The 22,368-nt window shown below is 55.5% G+C and carries 19 protein-coding genes; 18 read left to right on the plus strand and 1 reads right to left on the minus strand.

The window, feature by feature from the left end; genetic code table 11:
- Positions 1-12 precede the first annotated feature (12 nt).
- From fdhA to J3482_RS05080, 7 genes are all read left to right on the plus strand, one after another.
- The gene (gene fdhA, locus J3482_RS05050; RefSeq protein WP_021297970.1) at positions 13-1,230 is read left to right on the plus strand and encodes a formaldehyde dehydrogenase, glutathione-independent; all 1,218 of its coding nucleotides are present in this window, start codon (positions 13-15) and stop codon (positions 1,228-1,230) included.
- Between the two features lie 531 nt (positions 1,231-1,761).
- Positions 1,762-2,442: a GntR family transcriptional regulator gene (locus J3482_RS05055; RefSeq protein ID WP_206922142.1), complete on the plus strand. Its 681-nt coding sequence runs from the start codon at positions 1,762-1,764 to the stop codon at positions 2,440-2,442.
- Positions 2,443-2,489: 47 nt separating this feature from the next.
- Complete coding sequence (locus J3482_RS05060; RefSeq protein WP_206917756.1) at positions 2,490-3,785, plus strand: MFS transporter; 1,296 nt, start codon at positions 2,490-2,492, stop codon at positions 3,783-3,785.
- Positions 3,786-3,837: 52 nt separating this feature from the next.
- A complete protein-coding gene (locus J3482_RS05065; protein WP_206922159.1) occupies positions 3,838-5,796 on the plus strand; it encodes a YjhG/YagF family D-xylonate dehydratase in 1,959 nt (652 codons plus the stop codon).
- 87 nt (positions 5,797-5,883) lie between these two features.
- Positions 5,884-6,801 carry a fumarylacetoacetate hydrolase family protein gene (locus tag J3482_RS05070; RefSeq protein ID WP_223204058.1) on the plus strand — a complete coding sequence of 306 codons (918 nt, stop codon included), beginning with the start codon at positions 5,884-5,886 and terminating at the stop codon, positions 6,799-6,801.
- The gene (locus J3482_RS05075; RefSeq protein ID WP_206922143.1) at positions 6,798-8,186 is read left to right on the plus strand and encodes an FAD-binding oxidoreductase; all 1,389 of its coding nucleotides are present in this window, start codon (positions 6,798-6,800) and stop codon (positions 8,184-8,186) included. The genes J3482_RS05070 and J3482_RS05075 overlap by 4 nt, the downstream gene beginning before the upstream one ends.
- 179 nt (positions 8,187-8,365) lie before the next feature.
- Positions 8,366-9,559 carry a 4-hydroxybenzoate 3-monooxygenase gene (locus J3482_RS05080; RefSeq protein ID WP_146822124.1) on the plus strand — a complete coding sequence of 398 codons (1,194 nt, stop codon included), beginning with the start codon at positions 8,366-8,368 and terminating at the stop codon, positions 9,557-9,559.
- Here the strand turns inward: J3482_RS05080 and J3482_RS05085 are convergent.
- Complete coding sequence (locus J3482_RS05085) at positions 9,523-10,332, minus strand: IclR family transcriptional regulator (RefSeq protein WP_223204057.1); 810 nt, start codon at positions 10,330-10,332, stop codon at positions 9,523-9,525. The two genes, J3482_RS05080 and J3482_RS05085, sit on opposite strands and share 37 nt — an antisense overlap.
- A 199-nt stretch (positions 10,333-10,531) precedes the next feature.
- Here J3482_RS05085 and J3482_RS05090 point away from each other — a divergent pair, with 199 nt between their 5' ends.
- The 11 genes from J3482_RS05090 to J3482_RS05140 all read left to right on the plus strand — a co-directional run bounded on the left by J3482_RS05090 (position 10,532) and on the right by J3482_RS05140 (position 22,328).
- Complete coding sequence (locus tag J3482_RS05090; RefSeq protein WP_146822123.1) at positions 10,532-11,338, plus strand: DODA-type extradiol aromatic ring-opening family dioxygenase; 807 nt, start codon at positions 10,532-10,534, stop codon at positions 11,336-11,338.
- 76 nt (positions 11,339-11,414) lie between these two features.
- Positions 11,415-12,851: an aldehyde dehydrogenase gene (locus tag J3482_RS05095; RefSeq protein ID WP_206917746.1), complete on the plus strand. Its 1,437-nt coding sequence runs from the start codon at positions 11,415-11,417 to the stop codon at positions 12,849-12,851.
- 13 nt (positions 12,852-12,864) lie between these two features.
- A complete protein-coding gene (locus J3482_RS05100; protein WP_146822121.1) occupies positions 12,865-13,650 on the plus strand; it encodes a 2-keto-4-pentenoate hydratase in 786 nt (261 codons plus the stop codon).
- 31 nt (positions 13,651-13,681) lie between these two features.
- Positions 13,682-14,566 (plus strand): acetaldehyde dehydrogenase (acetylating), encoded by an 885-nt coding sequence (locus J3482_RS05105; protein WP_146822120.1) that lies wholly within the window; start codon positions 13,682-13,684, stop codon positions 14,564-14,566.
- A gap of 14 nt (positions 14,567-14,580) precedes the next feature.
- Positions 14,581-15,612, plus strand: a complete 1,032-nt coding sequence (gene dmpG, locus J3482_RS05110) for a 4-hydroxy-2-oxovalerate aldolase (protein WP_146822119.1) — start codon at positions 14,581-14,583, stop codon at positions 15,610-15,612.
- Between the two features lie 63 nt (positions 15,613-15,675).
- Positions 15,676-16,449, plus strand: coding sequence for a 2-keto-4-pentenoate hydratase (locus tag J3482_RS05115; protein ID WP_223204056.1), 774 nt, complete (start codon positions 15,676-15,678; stop codon positions 16,447-16,449).
- 14 nt (positions 16,450-16,463) lie between these two features.
- Complete coding sequence (gene thmT / locus J3482_RS05120) at positions 16,464-16,655, plus strand: 2-hydroxymuconate tautomerase (RefSeq protein WP_146822117.1); 192 nt, start codon at positions 16,464-16,466, stop codon at positions 16,653-16,655.
- 33 nt (positions 16,656-16,688) lie between these two features.
- The gene (locus tag J3482_RS05125) at positions 16,689-17,627 is read left to right on the plus strand and encodes an amidohydrolase family protein (protein WP_146822116.1); all 939 of its coding nucleotides are present in this window, start codon (positions 16,689-16,691) and stop codon (positions 17,625-17,627) included.
- Positions 17,628-17,649: 22 nt separating this feature from the next.
- Entirely contained in the window at positions 17,650-18,612 is a 963-nt protein-coding gene (locus J3482_RS05130; RefSeq protein ID WP_206917722.1) for a DUF1932 domain-containing protein, read from the plus strand.
- Positions 18,613-18,920: 308 nt separating this feature from the next.
- Positions 18,921-20,630, plus strand: a complete 1,710-nt coding sequence (locus J3482_RS05135) for a M14 family metallopeptidase (protein ID WP_206922144.1) — start codon at positions 18,921-18,923, stop codon at positions 20,628-20,630.
- A 102-nt stretch (positions 20,631-20,732) separates the two neighbouring features.
- Positions 20,733-22,328, plus strand: coding sequence for a peptide chain release factor 3 (locus J3482_RS05140; RefSeq protein ID WP_206922145.1), 1,596 nt, complete (start codon positions 20,733-20,735; stop codon positions 22,326-22,328).
- Positions 22,329-22,368: the final 40 nt, after the last annotated feature.

A 22,368-nucleotide genomic window follows, 5' to 3' on the forward strand; every position in this document is an offset into this window, starting at 1 on the left:
AGGGGTGTAACTATGGGAGGAAATCGAGCAGTTGTATACAAGGGACCCTCGCGTGTTGCCGTTGAAACGATTGACTATCCGGAACTGGTACTGAAAGATGGCCCAGGGGTGAATCCGCTGAACGTGGGGCGCAAATGTGAGCACGGCGTGATTCTGAAGGTCGTGTCGACGAACATCTGCGGTAGTGACCAGCATATGGTTCGCGGCAGAACCACGGCTCCCGAGGGCTTGGTGCTTGGACATGAGATCACGGGCGAGGTCATTGAGGTCGGACGCGATGTCGAATTCATTCACAAGGGTGACTTGGTGTCGGTTCCGTTTAATATCGCCTGTGGGCGCTGCGATAATTGCAAGCGCGGCGATACCCACATTTGCCTCCATGTGAACCCTGACAGACCGGGGTCTGCCTATGGCTATGTCGACATGGGCGGCTGGGTTGGCGGCCAAGCGGAGTACGTGATGGTGCCTTACGCCGATTTTCAATTGCTGAAGTTCCCCGACAAAGATCAGGCGATGGAGAAAATTCTCGACTTAACCATGCTATCCGACATCTTCCCGACGGGCTTTCACGGCGCAGTGACAGCGGGCGTAACGATTGGGTCTACTGTTTACGTCGCGGGTGCTGGGCCGGTTGGATTGGCTGCGGCGCACTCCGCTCAACTTTTGGGCGCGTCGGTGGTGATTGTGGGGGATTTGAATGAGCAGCGCCTGGCGCAGGCGCGAAGTTTCGGTTGCGAGACGGTAAACTTAAGCGAGCACGACGACTTGGGTGAGCAAATCGAGCAGATTCTTGGCGTACCAGAAGTGGACTGCGCGATTGACTGCGTCGGCTTCGAAGCACACGGTCATGGTCACCAACACGAAGAGGCGCCTGCGACGGTGCTCAACACGATGATGCAAGTGACGAGGGCCGGCGGCCGGTTGGGGATACCAGGGTTGTATGTCACGGGAGACCCTGGAGCGAAAGATGAGGACGCCAAAGTCGGTTCGCTGAAAATCCGAATTGGGCTGGGATGGGCTAAGGCACATTCCTTCACTACAGGTCAGACGCCTGTGATGCGCTATCACCGCCAACTGATGAATGCCATTTTGAGCGGGCGGGCGTCCATTGCGAAGGCGGTTAATGCGACCGTCATCTCACTCGATCAGGCCCCTAGCGGCTACCAAGAATTCAACGACGGTGTCGCGCGCAAGTTCGTGTTGGATCCACATGGCTTGATTTCCCACTGACGACACGGGGACGCGTGTCGTGACATGATTTGCGCGCCGGGGTCTGTGATCCCCCCGGCCGCGCGTTGGCACATGCTAGGTGCGGGGGCTAGGTAGTTGAGGCAGTCGCATCTGGCACAGGCGTTTGGCACCTCCGATACGTGGCGAATGACTGTGGTGCGTGAAGGCACCAACTGGGCCACGATGGGAGGTGCCTATTGTATTGAATAGCGGCAGTACAGGGGGGGCACGAAGGCACTGAAGTTTCTTTGCGCTGACGGATCAACCTCTGGGAATATTCCGGTTGGCACCAACCTGTGCTGGGCGGCCGCGCGCGGCACGGGCGTCCTAATAAACTAAGGCCAGTTTTCAACAGCTAAAATGTCAAAGATTGTGGCCTCATGAATTGGCGTGAACAGGCGTGAACAATTGAACAGCTGCTCCCACCACCCAAAATGTACTGTAAACACAGAATATATTATATATAATGAATCATATATCGGTTCGCGGGCGCATAGGTTGAAATATCGTTGCGGAAGGGGGGAGAGTGAATTGTCGGACGGAAATTTGAAAACGCTTACTATGAATTCGTTCAAGGGTGAAGTCAAGGAGCGAATCCGAGAGGCCATCATCACGGGGGAGCTACAGCCAGGTGAGCGGATTGTGGAGACCAAGTTGGCACGGCTGTTTGGCATTAGTCAGGTACCTGTGCGGGAGGCGCTGAGGGGTCTGGAAGAAGAGGGACTCGTTCGTTCCGTACTGTACAAGGGAACGTATGTATCGGAGTTTGTGCTTCGTGAGATCTATCATGTCTTCCTGCTGCGAACGCAGATTGAAATGATGGTGCTGAAATTGGTTGTTCCAACGTTGACAGACCGGCAGATTGCGGAGTTGCAGGCGATTGTCGATGAGATGGCAGAGGTTGATGGGGATTATCGCGTGCAGTCTGGACTGGACGTGCGGTTTCATGGGCGAATTATCGAGTGGAGCAACGTGGAGACGTACCGTCGAATCTGGCGGATGCTCAGTGGCCATGTCCGCCGATTTATCTCGTTCATGCATCCAACGTATTTTACGGAGCAGCACAAATCGGCTGTCGAGCAGCATGAAGAACTCATTCAGGTGTTGCGAACTCGGAATCTTGATGAGATTCAAAAAACATTTACGGACCATGTGATGTTTTTGTGGTATGAGCATGGTGAGGCATGGCTGCAGGAGAACGCTACTGAATAGGAACCAAGGGTTACCCGGATAGGCAACGATACAGGAGGGATCTCGCAATGGCGCAAGCCACAAAGCTGGCATCTTCGCGTTGGTGGCGCCTGATGCCGATTATCTTTATCACGTATAGTTTTGCTTATGTCGATAGGTCAAATTTTGGATTTGGCGCAGCGGGGGGAATGACCGAAAGTCTCCATATCACATCGGGCATTACGTCGTTAATCGGCGCACTGTTCTTTTTGGGGTATTTTTTCTTTCAAATTCCAGGCGCAAATTACGCGGAGAAGAAAAGTGCCAAGAAACTTTTGTTCTGGTCGATGGTATTGTGGGGAATTCTGGCGGCGGCAACTGGCGTCGTGACGAGTGTTCCGTTGTTGTTGATCGACAGGTTTTTGCTCGGCATTGTTGAAAGCGCTGTCTTTCCGGCGCTGTTGATATTGATTAGCAACTGGTTTGGCAAGCGCGAGCGGTCGCGTGCGAACACGATACTCATCTTGGGAAATCCTGCTACGGTCTTGTGGATGTCGATTGCCTCAGGCTATCTTGTGCAGTTTTTTGGGTGGCAATGGATGTTCATCATTGAAGGGCTTGTGGCGATTGTTTGGGGCGGTATCTGGTGGTTGACTGTGAAGGACAATCCGCAGCACGCAAGCTGGTTGACGGAGCAGGAGAAGCGGGATATTGCGCACGTGTTGCAGATGGAGCAGACGGAATTGCAGCCCGTTCCGAATTTGTGGGTGGCGGCGAAGTCCGGTAACGTGCTGTCGCTGATAGGGGTGTACTTTTTCTGGAGTATCGGCATTTATGGCTTCATTATGTGGCTACCATCGATTTTGAAACAGATGTCGCACGAGGGAATTGCGGCGACAGGATGGCTCTCTGCGCTGCCTTATTTGTTAGCTATTTTTGCGATGATTGGGATTTCTTACGTCTCCGATAAAACGCTGCGCCGGAAAGCGGCTGTTTGGCCTTGTTTGATGCTTGGCGGCGTGTTGCTCTACGTATCCTATCAGATTGGCACACAGCATTTTCTTGTTTCCTATATCCTGCTCGTCATCGCGGGGGCGGCACTATACGCGCCATATGGTCCGTTTTTTGCTGTCATTACGGAAATCTTGCCGCGAAATGTCGCGGGTGGTGCGATGGCGCTCGTCAATAGCATGGGGGCATTAGGATCATTTATCGGCACATATGTCGTTGGTTTGCTGAACGGCAGTACCGGTTCGCCGCAGGCGTCGTTTCTGTTGATGGCCATCGCGATGTTGCTCTCTGGCGGGTTGATGCTCTTCGTCCGGAAAGGGCGGCATCGGAATGGCAGCGGTTCGGAGGATGTCGACGAGGGCATTTTCGCGTGACAAGTCCTAGAGAAGGAAGTGCGTTGTCATGACTGAGAAATGGGATTGGAAAATGTTGTTTCAGGCGGATACGGATGATGCAAGTTTGTACGATATCCCCACCCATGCGCCAGGGCCACAAGGGTCGTTGCCACTGAATTCGGAAATGCTTCGCAACTGGCCGAGTGGCGATTTGTTCGGTTTGACGCAGAGCGTGGGGATGGGGTGGGATCCCCAACGGGTTCTTGGCAAGCATGTTTTGATGATTAGTACGCAAGGCGGTATCCGCAATTCGGATGGAACGCCGGAGGCGCTTGGCTATCACACTGGGCATTGGGAAATTGGTCTGTTATTGGAGGCGGCTGCCCGCGAGTTTCGCAAACTCGGTGCCGTCCCGTATGCCGCTTACGTGAGTGACCCCTGTGATGGGCGCTCCCAAGGCACGGCTGGCATGTTTGACTCGTTACCCTATCGAAACGATGCAGCGCTGGTGATGCGAAGACTCATTCGCTCGTTGCCGACCCGGAAGGCCGTGATGGGTGTGGCAACGTGTGACAAGGGGCTGCCGGCGACGATGATGGCGCTGGCCAGTCTCGGGAAACTCCCAGGTATCCTTGTACCCGGCGGGGTGACGCTCGCGCCGGAAGCGGGGGAGGACGCCGGGAAGGTGCAGACGATAGGCGCCCGCTATGCGCATGGTGAAATCAGTCTCGAGTACGCCGCTGAGATGGGGTGCAAGGCGTGCGCCAGCCCCGGGGGAGGGTGTCAGTTTCTTGGGACGGCGGCTACGTCGCAGGTCGTCGCGGAGGGATTGGGGATGGCGCTTGTCCATTCAGCGCTCGCCCCGTCTGGTCAACCGATTTGGAAAGAGATGGCGCGTCAGTCTGCGCGGGCGTTGTTGAATTTGCAGCAAATCGGCTGGGGGATGCAGGAGATTTTGACCGACGAAGCCGTGCGAAATGCGATGGTTGTGCATGCGGCGTTCGGCGGATCGACGAACTTGCTGTTACATATTCCTGCCATCGCGCATGCAGCTGGGTTGCGCCTACCGACGGTCGCAGATTGGCGGCAGGTCAATCGCGATGTGCCGCGGCTGGTGAGCGTCTTGCCCAATGGGCCTGTCGACTATCCGACTGTGTACGTCTTTTTGGCAGGTGGCGTGCCGGAAGTGATGTTGCATTTGCGCAAGCGGGGGTTGTTGGATACGCGCGTGAAGACAGTTGCGGGCACGACGCTTGACGACGTGCTCGATTGGTGGGCCGATTCGGAGCGCCGTCAGCGCGTTCGCCAACAATTAGCGGCGTACGGGATTGAACCAGACGATGTCATTATGCATCCGGATGTGGCCCGCCAACGCGGCTTGACGTCGACGGTGACCTTTCCGTCCGGCAATTTGGCACCAGAAGGCGCCGTCATTAAATCGACTGCGATTGACATTTCTGTTGTCGACGCCGACGGTGTCTATCGGCAGACGGGCCCTGCACGGGTGTTTACATCGGAGCGATTGGCGATTGCGGCGATTAAGCGCGGGGATATTGTAGCCGGCGACGTGCTCGTCTTGATTGGGCGAGGGCCTTCGGGAACGGGAATGGAGGAGACGTATCAGCTCACGTCGGCACTCAAACATCTGCCGTTTGGCAAACAAGTGGCGCTCGTCACGGATGCGCGCTTCTCCGGTGTCTCGACAGGGGCGTGCATTGGCCACGTTGGGCCAGAGGCATTGGCGGGGGGACCGATTGGCAAGTTGCGCGACGGCGACATCGTGGAGATTGTGATTGACCGCAATCAGTTGACCGGCAGCGTGAATTTTGTCGGTCAGGGAGACCGGCGTTTTTCCGCAGCGGAGGGTGTGAAGATTCTCGCAGAGCGTCTGCCGCACCCAGGTCTCATGCGGGACGAAGATCTTCCAGATGACACCAGGCTGTGGGCTGCGCTGCAGGACGTGAGCGGTGGGGCGTGGAAAGGTGCCATTTACGATGTCGACCGAATTCTGGAGGTGTTGGCGGCAGGCAAAAAAGCGCTTGGCTTATGAGTTTTTGGCGTCGTGCGCAGAGAGATTCACGACTGAATCGGCAACTTGGCACGTATTATCAATTGGACATTGTAGGGAGGAATTCATGTGAGGACTATTCGCTTTCAACATCCAGAACACCAGCGCGTCCATCTCGGCCTGCTCGATGGCAATTACGCGTATAGTATCACGGAGCAGGTGCCCGCGTGGACGGATCCCATGCCGATGTGGCACGCCCTTCGAGCCTTGGGCGTTACCGTACAGGAGGCCCGGCAACGGTTGGCCGTTGGCACGCCGCTGGAATTTGCGGCACTGGAGCGTGAGGGGTACCTCCTGCCTCCTGTCGCTGCGCCAGAGGTCTGGGCTTCCGGCGTCACGTACGAACGCAGCCGCCAGGCGCGAAACTTGGAGACGCAGTTTAAAGACAGCGTGTACGATCACGTTTATACAGCGAGTCGACCGGAACTGTTTTTCAAGGCGACGAGTGAGCGCGTCGTCGCACCTGGCCATGCGGTTGCGTTGAGATCGGATTCGAAGTGGATGGTACCTGAGCCAGAACTGTGCGTGGTATTGTCGGCCGCGGGTGACATCGTGGGTTGGACCGTGGGAAACGACATGAGTTCGCGCGACATCGAAGGTGAAAATCCACTGTATCTGCCACAGGCGAAGGTGTTTGCGAAGAGTTGCGCATTTGGGCCAGGTTTGCTCTGGAACGATGGTACACAGCGGCCGCAGGATTGGCAGATAGAGTTGGAAATTTCGCGGGGGGCGGGTACCGCGTTTCAGGGGGCGGTTTCGTTTTCGCAATTCCGGCGCAGCATTGACGAGTTGGTTGATTATTTGTGCCGCGACAATCCAATTCCCGACGGTACAGTTCTCATGACGGGCACGGGCATTGTACCGCCGGACGAATTCACGTTGGCGCACGGCGATTTAATCGAAATTTCTATCGACGGAATCGGTGTATTGCGCAACCCTGTCGAAGATTTGGCCGTAGTCGCTTCAAAGAGAGGTGTTGGCGTATGAATCGGTTAAAAGAAGACCTGCGGGCCATCCTGCGTGCAGACCAAGTTTCAGATAGTGAAAGTATTCTCGAACAACACAGTCACGACGAATCGTATCACACGCCGGTTTTGCCAGACGTAGTCGTCTTTCCGGAGTCGACTGAGGATGTCGTCGCCGTTATCTCCTATGCGGCTCGCCAGGGGGTTGCGGTGGTTCCGTTCGGAGCCGGATCAAGTTTAGAAGGGCATGTCATCCCTGTGTCTGGTGGTATTTCCCTGGACATGATGCGCATGAATCAGGTACTCGAGGTGCGCCCGGACGACTTTCTCGTTCGCGTGCAGCCGGGCGTGTTAAAAGATGAACTCAACGAGCGGTTAGGGCGATACGGCCTGTTCTTCCCGGTTGATCCTGGTTCCAACGCTTCACTGGGTGGCATGGCTGCGACCAACGCAAGTGGCACAACGACCGTACGCTATGGCGCGATGCGCGACAACGTGCGCGCGTTGGAGGTGGTCTTGCCAACCGGCAAGGTGATTCAAACGAGTTCTTTAGCGCCTAAGTCTTCGTCTGGTTACAACATCACGAGTTTGTTCGTCGGCTCCGAGGGGACACTTGGCGTTATCACGGAGTTGTGGCTGCGGGTGTGGGGCATTCCCGAACAAACGGTGGCGGCGCGTGCCGTCTTTTCCGATGTGGAACATTGTGTCCGCGCGGCCACCGCGATTGTTGGCGCTGGAATTCCTGTGGTGCGGATGGAGTTAGTCGACGGGCCGTACATTGCCGCGGTGAACCAATACAGTGGCTCCGATTTTCCAACGCTGCCGACGCTGTTTCTCGAGTTCCACGGCAATCGCCGCCACGTGGAGGCGGACGTCGAAGTGGCGAAAGAAGTGATTGAGGATGAGGGGTGCACGTCTTTTGAGTTCGTGATGGATGAAAAGGCCCGTCAGGCCATGTGGGCCGCTCGTCATCATGCGCTCTACGCATTTATGCATCAGTATCCTGGCTTCGGCCACATGTCGACAGATGTCTGCGTACCTGTCTCGAAATTGCCGGAGGCTGTATTGCGCGCGAAGGAGCTGTTGGCCCAAACCGGGGTGCGCGGCGCGATAGTGGGCCATGTTGGCGATGGCAATTTCCACGTGTCGATGGCTGTGGATAGGGGGAATCCAGACGATTTGGCGCGTGCAGACGCGTTTAATGAGCAACTCGTGTATACCGCGTTGTCACTTGGCGGCACTTGCACCGGCGAGCACGGCGTCGGACTGGGCAAACGCAAGTATCAACAGAAGGAGCACGGGGACGCATTGGCGGTCATGCAGGCGATTCGGGCGGCTATCGATCCGCAGTACCTGATGAACCCTGGCAAACTGGTCGATCCCGCCACGGCCATCACACATACGTAACCTAATCTGACGACGGGTGTACCGTATTGGGAGATTGGATTGAATGGTTTTATACGGGTGTTCCGGATGTAGAAACAGTTCACTTCTTTCTCCCGTCAGATTTCCTTATGATGGGTTTGGTAACGCTTTCTATAACTTATCTGCCGATTGAGGCAGGCATTCGCGGGAGGTCGTTGAAGATGCGAACACAAGTCGCAATTATTGGAGCCGGACCCGCTGGCCTGATGTTGGCACAGTTACTGCACAGCAAGGGGATTGAGTCGGTGATTCTCGAGTCACGTACGCGCGCCGAGATTGAAGAAACTATCCGGGCAGGCGTTCTGGAGCAGGGGACGGCCGATTTGATGCGTGAACTTGGCGTGGCGGACAGGATGAACCGGCTTGGTCAGGTACACGACGGCATTGAGTTTCGGTTTCATCGCAAGGGACATCGTATCAACCTGAATGAACTCACGGGTGGCAAGCGGGTAACGATTTACGCCCAGCATGAAGTGTTGAAGGATTTGATCTCAGCCCGCATTGCCACTGGTGGTGAGATCTTGTTTAATGTGGGCGATGTCCGTCTGTTGGACGTCGATACCGAATCGCCGCGCGTTCAGTTTCGACGGGACAAAGATGGGGAACTGGAAGAGCTTGTTTGCGATTTTATCGCTGGCTGTGATGGTTTCCACGGGCCGAGTAGACAACACATTCCGCAGCACGCTCGCACGGAGTATAACGAAGTGTTTCCGATGAGTTGGCTTGGCATTTTGGCGGAGGCGCCGCCGTCTTCACCGGAGTTGATTTATGCGCACCACGACCGGGGGTTTGCCTTGGTCAGCACGCGTTCACCCGAAATTCAGCGAATCTATTTACAGGTGGACGCGCATGACGACCTGGGCAATTGGTCGGACGAGCGGATATGGTCTGAACTGCACCGGCGGCTGGAGACCGACGATGGTTGGACGCTGATTGAGGGGCCAATTATTCAAAAGAACATCGTCGGGATGCGCAGTTTCGTCTGTGACCCGATGCAGTACGGGCGGCTGTTTCTCGCCGGCGACGCCGCGCATATTGTACCGCCCACGGGAGCCAAGGGCTTAAACCTCGCCGTGTCTGACGTCGTGGTGTTGGCTAAGGGGCTTGAAGCGTATTACAAGCAGGGGAATGCAGCGTGGTTGCAGGCGTATTCAGAGATTTGCCTGCGGCGAGTCTGGAAGGCTGAACGATTTTCCAACTACATGACGGCACTATTGCACCGTCACGCCAACTACTCGCCGTTTCAGCGCCAGATTCAACTGGCTGAACTCGATTATGTGACATCTTCTCCCGTCGGGCTCGCGAGTATCGCGGAAAATTACGTTGGATTGCCAATCGACTGGCGCCGTTCGTAATAGCCGAGACGATTGGATATCTCCTTGCCAATCGATTGTAAGGTTCGCGCAATGGCTTTCATCTTCCCGTCCGTGAGTCGACTGGCCGGTCCGACGACCGTGACGGCGCCGATGACTTGCCGGGTGTAATCGCGCACGGGTACCGCGACCGAGTGGACGCCTTCGCGAAGCTCGCTGCGACTGATGGCATAGCCGGTTGTCCGAATGTTTTCCAGTGCCGCTTTGAGTTCTTCCGCATGGGTGATGGTGTTTGGCGTCATCTGTGGGAGTCCGCGGCGAATCACTTCTTCAATCATGTCGTCGCTTTGGAACGCCAAAATCGTCTTGCCGGAACTGGTGCAGTGCAGGGGATTCTTTTTCCCAAGGTGTGTGAGAATCTTCACAGGATGTTTGCATTCGAGTTTGCTCACGTAGACCGTGGAATAGTCTTCGAGGACAGCTAGGTGGACTGTTTCATCAAAGCGGCTGACGAATTCTTCGAGCAGGTGCTGGCCTTCGCGGTAGATTTCCAAGTTGGACATGATGATGCCACTCAAGCTCAACACAGACAATCCAAGGCGGTAACGGTGCGTTTGTTCGTCGCGCCGCACAAATCCCTCTTCGGCAAGAGTGGTCATGATGCGGTGAACCGTACTTTTCGATAGCCCGAGGGCCTGAGCGATTTGGGTGATTCCAAGTTCGGGTTCATCAGCAGTGAAACATTTGAGCGCTAGTAAGGCGTTTTTCAGGGAGGATAGGGTGCGGTAGTCGTTCGCCTGCTGCTCTTGCATCATTGTGTTTCCTCCATTCCGAAGAAAAGTTTGGGTTGTATGCGGCCGTGTTCCGCATAGAGAAACGCTGACATAGTGAAACCGCTTGCGATCGTGTTACGATGCAATTAAGACGATGCAATCACGTTGTTCAACCTATCATCGTGTAACGTTTTGATAGGGTTAAATGTGCATTTGAACGAGATTGAAGGGAGGAAGTCCCATGAGCCTTGAACTTGCCATGATTACGCCGCACACGCCAAGAATTTGCCATCGCGAAAGAATTCCGGAGTTTCAGAAACCGATGGTCGAAGCGATGGTCAAATGTGCGGATTTGATTGACCAGGTAAACCCCGACGTCGTTGTTTTGATTTCTTGCCATTGGATGTCTAGCTTCTTCCATTATGTCGACATCACCCCAAGACATCAAGGGATTTTAACCGCTGTGGAGTGTCCAGATTTAATTACGGACGTCCCGTACGACTATGTCGGCCATCCAGAGCTTGGACGTCAGTTGGTTCAAGCTGGAAAAGAGGCGGGCATGTCTGTCGTAGGCATTGATGATCCCACGTATATCTGGGACTACGGGACAGTGGTTCCGCTGCGTTATCTGTTGAAGCGCAAGGAGACGCCGGTTGTCGACTTATCTGTTTGTTGGGCGGCCTCGATTGAAGAGTCGATTGAGTGGGGACGCATCATCGGGCAAGTCTTTGAAGAATCGCCGCTGCGCGTCGTCTTTTTGGCGAGTGGCGCATTGGCACATAACCTCGGACGCACGCCGGAATTGTGGCCGAATATCACGGAACAGGCACTTGACCGGGAATTTTGCAATTACCTCGTGAACGGGGACCGGGATTCCGCTGTGTCGATGCTGCCCTCTTACGTCCGTGCGGCGGGGGTTGAGTCGGGTGGACGTCACGTCGCTGTGCTGCTTGGTGTCTTGCAACACAAGTTTAAAGGGGAATTGCATGGGTATGGTCCTTCATCGGGATCAGGCAATCCGGTGCTGACGATTCGGTACGCGGGTTAATGGCGTTATAGAGCGGATTGTACTTCTTAATACGAAGTGTTTGATTGAGATGAACTCGGATTGCGAGGGAAATGACATGGAAAGAGTCTTGCACTTTATCGACGGAGAATTTTGTGAATCGGTTGATCATCGCACATTTGACAATATCAATCCGGCAACTGGGGAGAAGATTGGCGTCGTCGCGGAGGGGACAAAAGTAGAAATCGACAGGGCCGTCGCCGCCGCGCGCCGTGCTTTTAAAACGTGGGGAAAGACGTCGGCGGCGGACCGGTCGGTGATTCTTCATAAAATCGCTGATCTTATCGAGCAGAACCTCGATGAACTGGCTCTGCTGGAGACGACGGATACTGGCAAGCCCTTGTCGTTGTCTAAGAGTCTTGATATTCCGCGCTCTGCTTATAATTTTCGGTTCTTTGCCGACTTCGTGAAAGGGATGAGCACGGAGGCGTTTGAGATGGAAGGTGTCGCATTGAACTATGCGTTGCGCCGACCGGTTGGCGTCGCGGGGCTCATCTCGCCGTGGAATCTACCGTTGTTTTTGCTGACTTGGAAGGTAGCGCCTTGCCTTGCGGCAGGCGATACGTGCGTCATTAAACCGGCTGAATTGACGCCGATGACGGCCACGAAATTGGCGGAAATTTGTAAGCAGGCTGGCTTGCCAGACGGCGTTTTGAACGTCGTGCACGGATTTGGCCCGGATGCTGCGGGTTCGGCGTTGACGGAGCACCCGGATGTGGACTTGATTTCACTGACAGGGGAGACCACCACGGGAAAAGCGGTGATGAAGGCCGCTTCGTCTACGTTGAAGGGGCTGTCGTTGGAGCTCGGTGGAAAAAATCCGAACATTATCTTCGCCGACTGTGACCTCGAAGACGCGTTGGAGACCACTATCCGCTCTAGCTTCGTCAACCAAGGTGAAGTTTGCCTGTGCGGTTCGCGAATTTACGTGGAACGCCCGCTGTACGACACTTTCGTCGAACGCTTGGTGGAAAAGACAAAGGCACTGGTCGTCGGAGATCCACTAGATCCGAAGACCAACATCGGCGCGCTGGTCTCGGAAGAACACAGGGACCGGGTCGAGGGGTTTGTACAGCGCGCGATTCAAGAAGGGGGCCGCGTTCTGACGGGTGGCAAGCGGCCGGAACATCTGAGTAAGGGCGCGTTCTATGAGCCGACGATTATCGTCGATGTCGACTCGTCGTGTGAAATTACGCGGCAAGAGGTATTTGGCCCGGTGGTCACGATTCAACCGTTTGACACCGAAGATGAGGTTATCGAAGCGGCGAACGATACGAGCTATGGTTTAGGGGCGACGATTTGGACGTCGAACTTGAAGCGCGCGCATCGTGTTGCAGGCGAAATTGAGGCGGGTATTATCTGGGTGAACACCTGGTTCTTGCGCGATTTGCGCACGCCATTTGGCGGTATGAAGCAGAGTGGCATCGGCCGCGAGGGTGGTGTGCACAGCTTCGAATTCTTCTCCGAACTGAAAAACGTCTGTATCAAACTGTAAAGGAGGACAATGGATGGTCGACACCCAGATTCGTGAATTTGCCGACAGACTGTACCGGGCTGAAAAAGATTTGACTGTGATTCCGCCACTGACCGACGAAGTGTCCGATATGGCGATAGATTTGGCGTATGAAATTCAATTGTTGAACGTAGAAAAAAAGCGAGGGCAAGGGGACCGCGTCGTCGGTCACAAAATTGGCCTGACGAGCAAGCCGATGCAGGCGATGCTCGGCGTCAATGAGCCGGATTTTGGACACTTGTTTGCCTCTATGCACTATCAATCGGGCGATGTGGTTGACTATCCGCTGATTCAGCCGCGTGTCGAACCGGAGTTGGCATTTGTCCTCCAGGCTGATCTCGACGGACCCCAAATCGGCGTTCAGGATGTGTTGCAGGCGACGCGATTTGTGCTGCCAGCGGTGGAGATCATCGATAGCCGCATTGCCGATTGGAAAATCAAGCTCGCGGATACGATTGCCGACAACGCGTCGTCGGGCTGCTTTGTCCTGAGTGACACGGTTACCGCGGTTGACCAGGCGAATCTGACGACTGCAGGTGCGATTTTGAAAATCAACGGCGAAATTGTCGAGACCGGCGCGGGTGCAGCGGTCATCGGCAATCCGGCGCGGGCTGTGGCTTGGCTTGCGAATAAGTTGTCGTCTTTGGGGACGACGTTGAAAAAGGGCGACATTATCCTGTCTGGTGCAGTTAGTCGAGCCGTGAATGTTCGAGCGGGGGATAGGGTGTCGCTGTCATTTGGACCCTTGGGGCGCGTGGAATTTACGATGCAGGCCAACTAGTGTGCAGGAGATTACTTGGAGGTGCCGGAACATGCAGAAACTGACTGCGGCGATTGTCGGTTCGGGCAATATTGGAACGGACTTAATGATTAAATTGCAGCGCAGCGAGTGGATTGAACCGCGCTGGATGATTGGGATTGACCCTGAATCAGATGGGTTGCGCCGCGCGAAGCGGGCAGGTTTGGAGACATCGTGGGAGGGGCTGGCGACTGTGCTTGCACAGGGCGCGCGCCCGGATATGGTGTTCGATGCGACGAGTGCCAAGGCACACGTTCGGCACGCCAAGTTGTTGCGGGAGGCGGGCATTCAGGCGATTGACTTGACACCTGCCGCGCGTGGCCCGTATGTTATCGCAGCGGTCAATTTACAGGAGCACCTGGATTCGGAAAATGTCAACATGGTCACTTGCGGCGGCCAGGCGACGGTTCCGATTGTCCACGCGGTGAGCCGGGTCGTCGGCGTGTCTTACGGTGAAATTGTTGCGACCATTTCGAGTAAGAGTGCGGGCCCTGGTACACGTGCCAATATTGACGAGTTTACAGAGACGACTTCCCGGGCGATTGAGGTCATTGGTGGAGCCAGAAAGGGCAAGGCGATTATCATTCTCAATCCAGCCGATCCGCCGATTCTCATGCGCGATACGATTTATTGCATGATGGATGAAGCGAACGATGAAATTTATGATCGCGTCCGGGCGTCGATTGCGGAGATGGTCAAACACGTTCAGACCTATGTTCCGGGTTATCGGCTGAATCGGGATCCGATTTTTAAAGACAATCTTGTGAGTGTCTCCATCGAGGTGGAGGGACTTGGCGATTATTTGCCCGTCTATGCAGGCAATCTTGACATCATGACCGCCGCTGCCGTCAAGTTCGGCGAAGAATTTGCGAAGCACAAGCTGGCGCTGAAGAACTGAGGAGGAGAGAGACGATGGCGTACAAGTACCGCATTGAACTCACCGACGTCACCTTGCGCGATGGAATGCACGCTGTGCGACACCAGTTTAGCGTGGAGGATGCATCGGCTATCGCGTCAGCATTGGATGGTACGGGTGTAGCTTTGATTGAAGCGACACATGGCGATGGTCTGGGCGGTAGTTCCGTTCAGTATGGATTTTCCAAGGAGACGGAAACTGATTACCTTCGTGCGGTTTGTGGTGTCGTTTCGCAGTCAAAAGTGGCGGCGTTGTTGCTTCCGGGGATTGGCACTGTCGAAGACTTAAAGCGCGCTGTGGAGTGTGGCATACAGGCGGTACGCGTCGCCACCCACTCGACGGAAGCCGATATTTCCGCGCAGCACATCGAAGAGGCGCGCAAGTTAGGACTGGATACAGTTGGGTTTCTGATGATGTCCCATATGACGCCGAGTGAACGGCTGGTGGAAGAGGCGAACAAAATGGCCTCATACGGGGCACACGCGGTGTACATTGTGGATTCAGCGGGTGCGATGTTGATGGACGAGGTGCGCGCCAAAGTATCCGCACTGCGCAACGCCTTGCCAGATGATGTGCAGGTTGGTTTCCATGCACATAACAACCTCGGCGTTTCGGTGGCGAATTCCATCGCGGCGGTCGAAGAAGGCGCATTCCGTATCGATGCAAGCCTTGGCGGTCTTGGTGCCGGCGCTGGCAACACGCCGCTGGAAGTGTTCGTCGCAGCTTGCGAAAAATACGGAATTGACACGGGGGTCCAATTGTATCCGGTCATGGACGCTGCGGAAGATGTCGTTCGCCCGCGGATGCATCGTCCGATTATCACGGATAGGACGAGTTTGACACTGGGCTACGCCGGCGTTTACTCTAGCTTTTTGCTTCACGCGCAGCGCGCAGCGGAACAGTTCTCTGTCGACACGCGCGACGTGCTCGTCGAACTCGGGCGCCGCAAGGTCGTTGGCGGTCAGGAGGACATGATTGTCGACGTGGCGTTTGAGATTGCGCATGGAAAAGCGGCGGCGACGCACTAAGCCGACGATGGGCACAATGTGGTTGCAGAAGTGGGTATGACAAGCACAAGGGAGGGCACTTTTGTGGGATTGCGGGCCATTGCTGATGAAATCTATCAACACCAAATGACTGCACGGGAGCTAGACAAGATTACCCTTCGTTACGATGGCCTCACGGTCGATGATGCATATGCCATTCAACAACTGACGATTCAGAAGTACACGAACCAAGGTGACAGGCTGATTGGCTGGAAGATGGGTCTGACCAGTAAAGCAAAGCAACAGTCGGTGGGCGTGGATGAAGCGATTTTTGGCCATTTGCTCGAGTCGATGGAACTGACAAATCCGGAGATATCCCTAAAGGGATTGATTCACCCGCGCGTGGAGCCGGAAATTGCCTTCGTGTTCAAACACAGACTGGAGGGCACGCGAATTACGCCGCGGGACGTCTGGCTTGCAACGGAATGCGTGATGCCTGCAGTCGAAGTCATCGACAGCCGCTACAAAAACTTCTCATTCACATTGGTCGATGTGATTGCGGACAACGCGTCGAGTGCGAAGTTTTATGTGGCTGATCAGGCGTTTTCACCTTATCAATTTCAACTTGACAAGCTTGGGGTTGTCATGTGCCGCAATGGCGAGGTGGCGCAGACTGGCGCCGGTGCAGCCGTACTGGGCCATCCTGTCCGCTCGATTATCGAACAGGTGCACATGTTGAGTCGGATTGGCAAGGCGATTGAGCCAGGAATGGTCGTCCTTACGGGCGGGATTACAGAGGCCATTTATATCTATGACCAAGATACGATATCAGTCGAATTTGAGGGAATGGGCGACATCGAACTGTCAGTTCACGCCTAACGGGAGGGTTTTACATGCCGTTGATTCAGATGAGTATTTTAGAAGGTCGTTCCAAAGAGGCGAAAAAGGCAGCTATGAAAGAAGTGACGGATGCGGTGGTGCGCACGCTAGGCGTACCGCCAGAAACGGTGCGCGTGTTGATTTATGAGATGCCGAAGGAACATTGGAGCGTCGGCGGCATTTCGAAAGCGGATGAATCGAACTAATTTCGTTTTTTGAAAAATTTTGAGGTGAATGCCTTGTTCGATGTACATTCTCATTTTGTTCCGGAGACTGTGTTGTCATGGCTGAAGGAAAATGCCCATCTCGTTCGCGCGACATGGGAACAGCGTGGCGTGGGGAAGGAGCCCTTTCTCGCCATCGACGGCAAATGGTCGTTCGAGTTAAAACGCGCATTTTACGCGCGTGAGTTATATCTTGAGGAACAGCGTACGGCAGGTGTTACGCATACGCTTGTCTCGCCCATTCCGCAACTGTTTCTTTACGATTTTCCGCACGAATTGACGACTGAGGTCGCCGAGCTGTACAACGATGAACTCAGCCGTTTTGTTGTCGCAAATGCCAAAATTTTGTCCGGGTTGGCAACGGTGCCGCTCAATCACCCAGAAACCGCAGCTCGTGTCCTCGAGCGAGCGGTTTCGCAGGGCTTGAAGGGTGCCATTATCGGACCGGGGCATGCCGGGCAACTGCTCAGTGATGAGCGTTTTACACCGTTTTGGGAAGCAGCCGACGCGGCGCGCGCCATCGTGTTCATCCACCCGCTGCTCAACACAGATCCGCGAATTCAACGGCGGATGATGCCCAACTTGATTGGTGTTCCGTGGGAGACGACGGTTTGTGCGCTCGATTTAATCCTTGGCGGCATACTCGATAAATTCCCTAATGCGCGTATTTTGCTCGCACATGGCGGGGGCTTTTTGCCCTATCAGATTGGCCGTCTAAACCAGGGTTACGAAGTATGGCCACAGGTTTCCTCACTGCTTACAGATAGGCCTGAGGCGTATTTGCAAAGGTTCTTTTACGATAATGTGCTGTGGCACGAGGAAGCGCTCATGTACTTGCGAAAACTGGTCGGGGACGACAGAGTTTTGCCGGGTTCTGACTACCCGTTTGATTTAAAGACGTGGCCCCCAGCAAAGAGCAGTGATGCCGCGGCAAGCGCATTTCTCGGTCTGTGATGTTTATTGAGGTGTCGTCCATGTGGCGCTATCGGCCGTCTTCGTATGGCTTAGGCGCCTCTGGATTTTTGTTTATCACGACGCTTCTGGCACGGAGGTGTACGTCATGATTATCGGGTTTATGGGGTTTGGTGAAGCCGCGCGGGCAATCGCCGCGGGGCTGCGCGAGGCCGGGGTAGAGAATATTGTCGCGTACGACGCATTTCGCAACGAATCACTGGAAGAACGCGCGCGTCAAATCGGTGTCGCCTTGCAGGATGACCCGGAGGGTGTGGGGCGGCAGGCGGATATCGTATTTTCACTGGTCACGCCGAGTTCTGCATTGGACGTGGCGAGATTGGCTGCGCCCTATTTGCGCGCGGATGCAGTATACGCTGACCTGAACTCTTGTTCGCCGAAGGTCAAGCGGGACATCGCCCAGGTTCTTGCGAATACCGGGGCGCGTTTCACCTGTGTTGCCGTGATGTCCGCAGTTCCACCGTTGCGTCACAAAGTGCCGATGTTGGCCGATGGGCCTGGGGCAGCGCCTTTGAAGCAGGCGATGGTTCCCTATGGAATGCAGATAGACGTGATAGACGGCGCGATTGGCAGTGCGGCTGCAATTAAGATGTGCCGCAGCGTCATTGTCAAAGGCATGGAAGCGCTGTTTTTGGAGGCGCTCTTGGCGGCTGACGCTGCCGGTGTGGCAGACGAAGTCTTAGCGTCCGCCGACGCATCGTTCGGACATATGACCGTGTCTGAGTTGGCGAATTATCTCGTCGTGCGCAACATGCAACACGGCGAACGGCGGGCGCATGAGTTGCGGGAGGCTGCTGAGACTGTCGCCGAATTGGGGTGTGATCCGCTTGTCACAGAGGGCGCCGCCAAACGCTTGGAATGGTCGGCGCAGCGGCAGAAGGCAAGCGGCGGTGTGGCGCAGGTGCCTACATCTTACAAAGCGGCCTTGGACATTTTGCGACAGTCGCGCACCGGCCACATGGACTGACGACGGTGTGCTGCGGGGGCGCTGGCTGGCTGTGGCTCGGCGCTCGCCTGCGGTGCATGTCCTAATAGACGTTTCAACTGAAAAGCCGCCCATTGGCCGTATGCCGCGAATAAGGCAGAAAATCTGCACTATCCTCATCAGCCCCAGCCCCGCCATAGTCTCCCGCATACGTCCCTCACGTCCCTCGCAAAATCGTTTACCGATTTTTCAAACAGTGCGTTAAGATGGAGCTATTCGGCTCACGTAGGGTACATATTGGCGAATCCGGAAACAATCACTGTTACTGATACTGGAGGGTGACGGACGCGATGCAGGCAAAATATTGGACATATCGAGAAATGTGGGATGAACTGCGCAGGCTGGAGGCAGCCTACCCGAATCTGATGGACGTGGAAGTGATTGGGCAAAGCCGCGAAGGGCGCGATATTGCGGCAGTCACCTTGACGAACAAAGCGACAGGGGCAGCGGCGCACAAATCGGCTGTCTTGGTTGACGCGAATATACACGCGGGCGAGGTGTCGGCGAACTCGGTCGCGATGTACTGGATTTCCTGGTGTCTTGCACATGACGGTGAGGATGCGCAGGCCACAGCGCTGCTCCATCAGCATACAGTCTACCTCGTACCGCGCATTGCGCTCGATGGTGCGGAGTTGTACTTGACCACGCCGCTTCGGTTTCGTTCCAGCCCTCATCTGTATCCTTACACGGAACCGCGGGACGGTTTTGTCGCCGAAGACGTAAACGGCGATGGGTATATCCTGCAGATGCGCGTTCCGGCAGTTGATGGCGGATATGTTATTGACGAGGTGGATCCACGGGTGATGCGCCCGCGTCGGCCGGGGGAAATGGGGGGCAAGTACTATCACGTCTTCGAGGAAGGCCGGATTGACAAGCTGGCAAAGACCGGGGGGCTTCCTCAATTCGCCAAAGCGCACCCGGCGCGCCGGGCGACAATGGATTTTAACCGGAACTTCCCCATTCGCTGGGCCGGAGAGAGTGGTCAGCCAGGTGCCGGTCCCTACCCCTTGTCCGAGCCGGAATTGCGGAGTCTCGCGGATTTTATTCATCAGCACCCAAACATTGCGGCCTACGCGGCCTTACATACGTCGGGCGGTGTCATTTTGCGTCAGCCATCGACTGGGGACGATACGGTGCTATCGCAGACCGACCGCCATCTGTTCAGTAGGGTAGCCGAGATGGGGGCGCGGGTGAGCGGGTATTTTGCCGGATCGAACTATGAGAAATTTGCGACAGGTCACGAGAAAGTGCTGATGCCCGGGGCGGCAGACGATTGGTTGTACGATCACTTCGGCATCCTTGGCTTCACCGTGGAGATCTGGGATTTGTGCCGGCGGGCCGGCGCGCGGGGATATGGTGAATTTGGCGTGCGTCACCTGATGAGATTGAGTCCGGAGGAACGCACGGAAGATGAGCGCAAACTTTATGCGTGGGCGACGCGCGAGGGTGGACCTGACGCGGTCTTTCCGTGGACACCGTTTGAGCATCCCGATTTCGGAATGGTGGAGATTGGTGGGTTGAATCCGAAATTTCTCGTGCAAAATCCGCCGCTGCACTTGTTGGAAGAGGAGTGTACAAACGTCAGCGCATTTTTGACCGGTCTTGGGCTGTCGACGCCCCAGCTCATTATCCCTTCTATCCAGGTTGTGCAAACGGCGCCCGGGGTTTTTCGCGTGGTTGCCGAGGTTTCCAATGCGGGGTTCCTGCCGACGTCGAGCACGGACAAAGGGCGTGAGTTGTCACTGTGCGGGGTGCGTGCAGCGATTGAGGGCGATGTCGAAGTGATTGCAGGTGAGTCGCCGACGACGATTGGGCAACTCGATGGTTATGGCAGTTCAAGTATGTGGACTCCGCCGGGCGGGCAGCGCGGCTACGTCGAATGGGGGGTGCGTGGTAAACCTGGCACCTGCGTCGACGTCGTTTTTGAAGGTGCGCGTGCAGGCCGCGTCGCCCAAACGATTGCGCTGGACGACGCCACGGTGGACGCGCAAGACGCCTGACGTCGGGACCTGGAAAGCTTTACGCGCCAGGATGGACATACCGAAACTTGGTGCTCGTGGTACACTGATGTGGTGAACATTAACGATACAGGAGTGGCACGAGTGTCGACAGAATCGACGAAGGCGCAGGGAGTACCTGCAGAACGCCGCACATTTGCAATTATTTCGCACCCGGACGCGGGGAAGACGACGCTGACTGAGAAGTTGTTATTATTTGGTGGCGCGATTCGCGAAGCCGGTGCGGTAAAAGGGAAAAAGGCGAGGCGGCACGCGACCTCCGACTGGATGGAAATTGAGAAGCAGAGAGGGATTTCCGTCACGTCGACCGTGTTGCAGTTTTCCTACCGCAATCGCCGCATCAACATCCTCGATACGCCCGGGCACGAGGATTTCAGTGAGGATACGTACCGGACGCTGACTGCGGCGGACAGTGCCGTGATGCTGATTGACGCTGCGAAAGGCGTTGAGCCCCAGACTATCAAACTGTTTGAGGTCTGTCGCATGCGCGGGATTCCGATTTTTACATTTATCAATAAGCTGGACCGTCAAGGGAAAGATCCGCTTGCGCTCCTCGAAGAATTGGAGGAGGTTCTTGGCATCCGCTCCTGCCCAATGAATTGGCCGATTGGCATGGGGCAGGAGTTCCAGGGCATTTACAATCGTCCGGATAACCGCTTTGAACGCTTTACGGACCGGGGCACCGAAACAGAGCAGATTCAGGTGGACGATATCGAGGACGAAGCGTTGCGCGAGGCATTGGGACCCGCCTTGCACGAGCAACTCAAAGAGGAAGTGATGTTGCTCGACATCGCGGGAGACCCGTTTGACACTGAACTCGTGCAGCGTGGTAAGCTGACGCCGGTGTTCTTTGGCAGCGCCATCGCCAATTTTGGCGTCGAGACGTTTCTCAATCAGTTTATCGATCTCGCCCCACCCCCAGGCCCACGCCCCACGGACGATGGCCGGGTGGTCACGACGGATGCGCCGTTCTCTGGCTTTGTCTTCAAAATCCAGGCGAACATGAATCCAGCACACCGCGACAGAGTCGCTTTTATTCGGGTCTGCTCTGGCCGGTTTGAGCGCGGGATGACGGTCAATCACGTGCGGACCGGAAAGAAAGTAAGCCTCGCGCAGCCGCAACAGTTCTTCGGTCAGGGCCGCGAGATTATCGATGAGGCGTACCCAGGAGACATTCTGGGCATTTTCGACCCGGGGCTGTTTCGCATTGGGGACACCTTGTGCGAGGCAGACAAGTTTCAATTTGAGAAACTTCCGCAGTTCTCACCGGAGCACTTTGCTCGGGTTTACGTGAAGAACACGCTGAAGTACAAGCAGTTTCACAAAGGGATGGAACAACTGTCCGAAGAGGGTGCAATTCAAGTTTTTCGGCAGGCGAATCGCACCGAGGACATGGTGCTGGGCGCAGTCGGGCAGCTGCAGTTTGAGGTGTTCCAACACCGAATGAAGGCGGAGTACGGCGCCGAAGTCGAACTGCACAATCTGCCCTATTCGTTCGCGCGCTGGTTGGTGTCGCCAGTTCCAGTCGAACAATTAAACTACGACCGTCAGGCGATTATCGTCGTCAAAGATCACGATGACCGGTTCGTGATGTTATTCCCGAACGAGTTTACCATTCGTCTCGTGCTCGACAAGAATCCGGGTGTCGAATTGCACCCCACCTCTTACGGCGTCTCGTAAGGTCAAAAGGGCACGTGGGTCAGGGTGTACTTGGAGGAGG

Origin of the sequence: Alicyclobacillus suci, assembly GCF_017329615.1 — a bacterium.
GTDB lineage: Bacteria > Bacillota > Bacilli > Alicyclobacillales > Alicyclobacillaceae > Alicyclobacillus > Alicyclobacillus suci.

Bases quoted from the DNA above. Each gene is read 5' to 3' on its own strand.
- fdhA (WP_021297970.1), top strand. From the start codon at position 13: ATGGGAGGAAATCGAGCAGTTGTATACAAGGGACCCTCGCGTGTTGCC.
- J3482_RS05060 (WP_206917756.1), top strand. From the start codon at position 2,490: ATGGCGCAAGCCACAAAGCTGGCATCTTCGCGTTGGTGGCGCCTGATG.
- J3482_RS05065 (WP_206922159.1), top strand. From the start codon at position 3,838: ATGTTGTTTCAGGCGGATACGGATGATGCAAGTTTGTACGATATCCCC.
- J3482_RS05075 (WP_206922143.1), top strand. From the start codon at position 6,798: ATGAATCGGTTAAAAGAAGACCTGCGGGCCATCCTGCGTGCAGACCAA.
- J3482_RS05080 (WP_146822124.1), top strand. From the start codon at position 8,366: ATGCGAACACAAGTCGCAATTATTGGAGCCGGACCCGCTGGCCTGATG.
- J3482_RS05085 (WP_223204057.1), bottom strand. From the start codon at position 10,332: ATGATGCAAGAGCAGCAGGCGAACGACTACCGCACCCTATCCTCCCTG.
- J3482_RS05090 (WP_146822123.1), top strand. From the start codon at position 10,532: ATGAGCCTTGAACTTGCCATGATTACGCCGCACACGCCAAGAATTTGC.
- J3482_RS05095 (WP_206917746.1), top strand. From the start codon at position 11,415: ATGGAAAGAGTCTTGCACTTTATCGACGGAGAATTTTGTGAATCGGTT.
- J3482_RS05100 (WP_146822121.1), top strand. From the start codon at position 12,865: ATGGTCGACACCCAGATTCGTGAATTTGCCGACAGACTGTACCGGGCT.
- J3482_RS05105 (WP_146822120.1), top strand. From the start codon at position 13,682: ATGCAGAAACTGACTGCGGCGATTGTCGGTTCGGGCAATATTGGAACG.
- dmpG (WP_146822119.1), top strand. From the start codon at position 14,581: ATGGCGTACAAGTACCGCATTGAACTCACCGACGTCACCTTGCGCGAT.
- thmT (WP_146822117.1), top strand. From the start codon at position 16,464: ATGCCGTTGATTCAGATGAGTATTTTAGAAGGTCGTTCCAAAGAGGCG.
- J3482_RS05135 (WP_206922144.1), top strand. From the start codon at position 18,921: ATGCAGGCAAAATATTGGACATATCGAGAAATGTGGGATGAACTGCGC.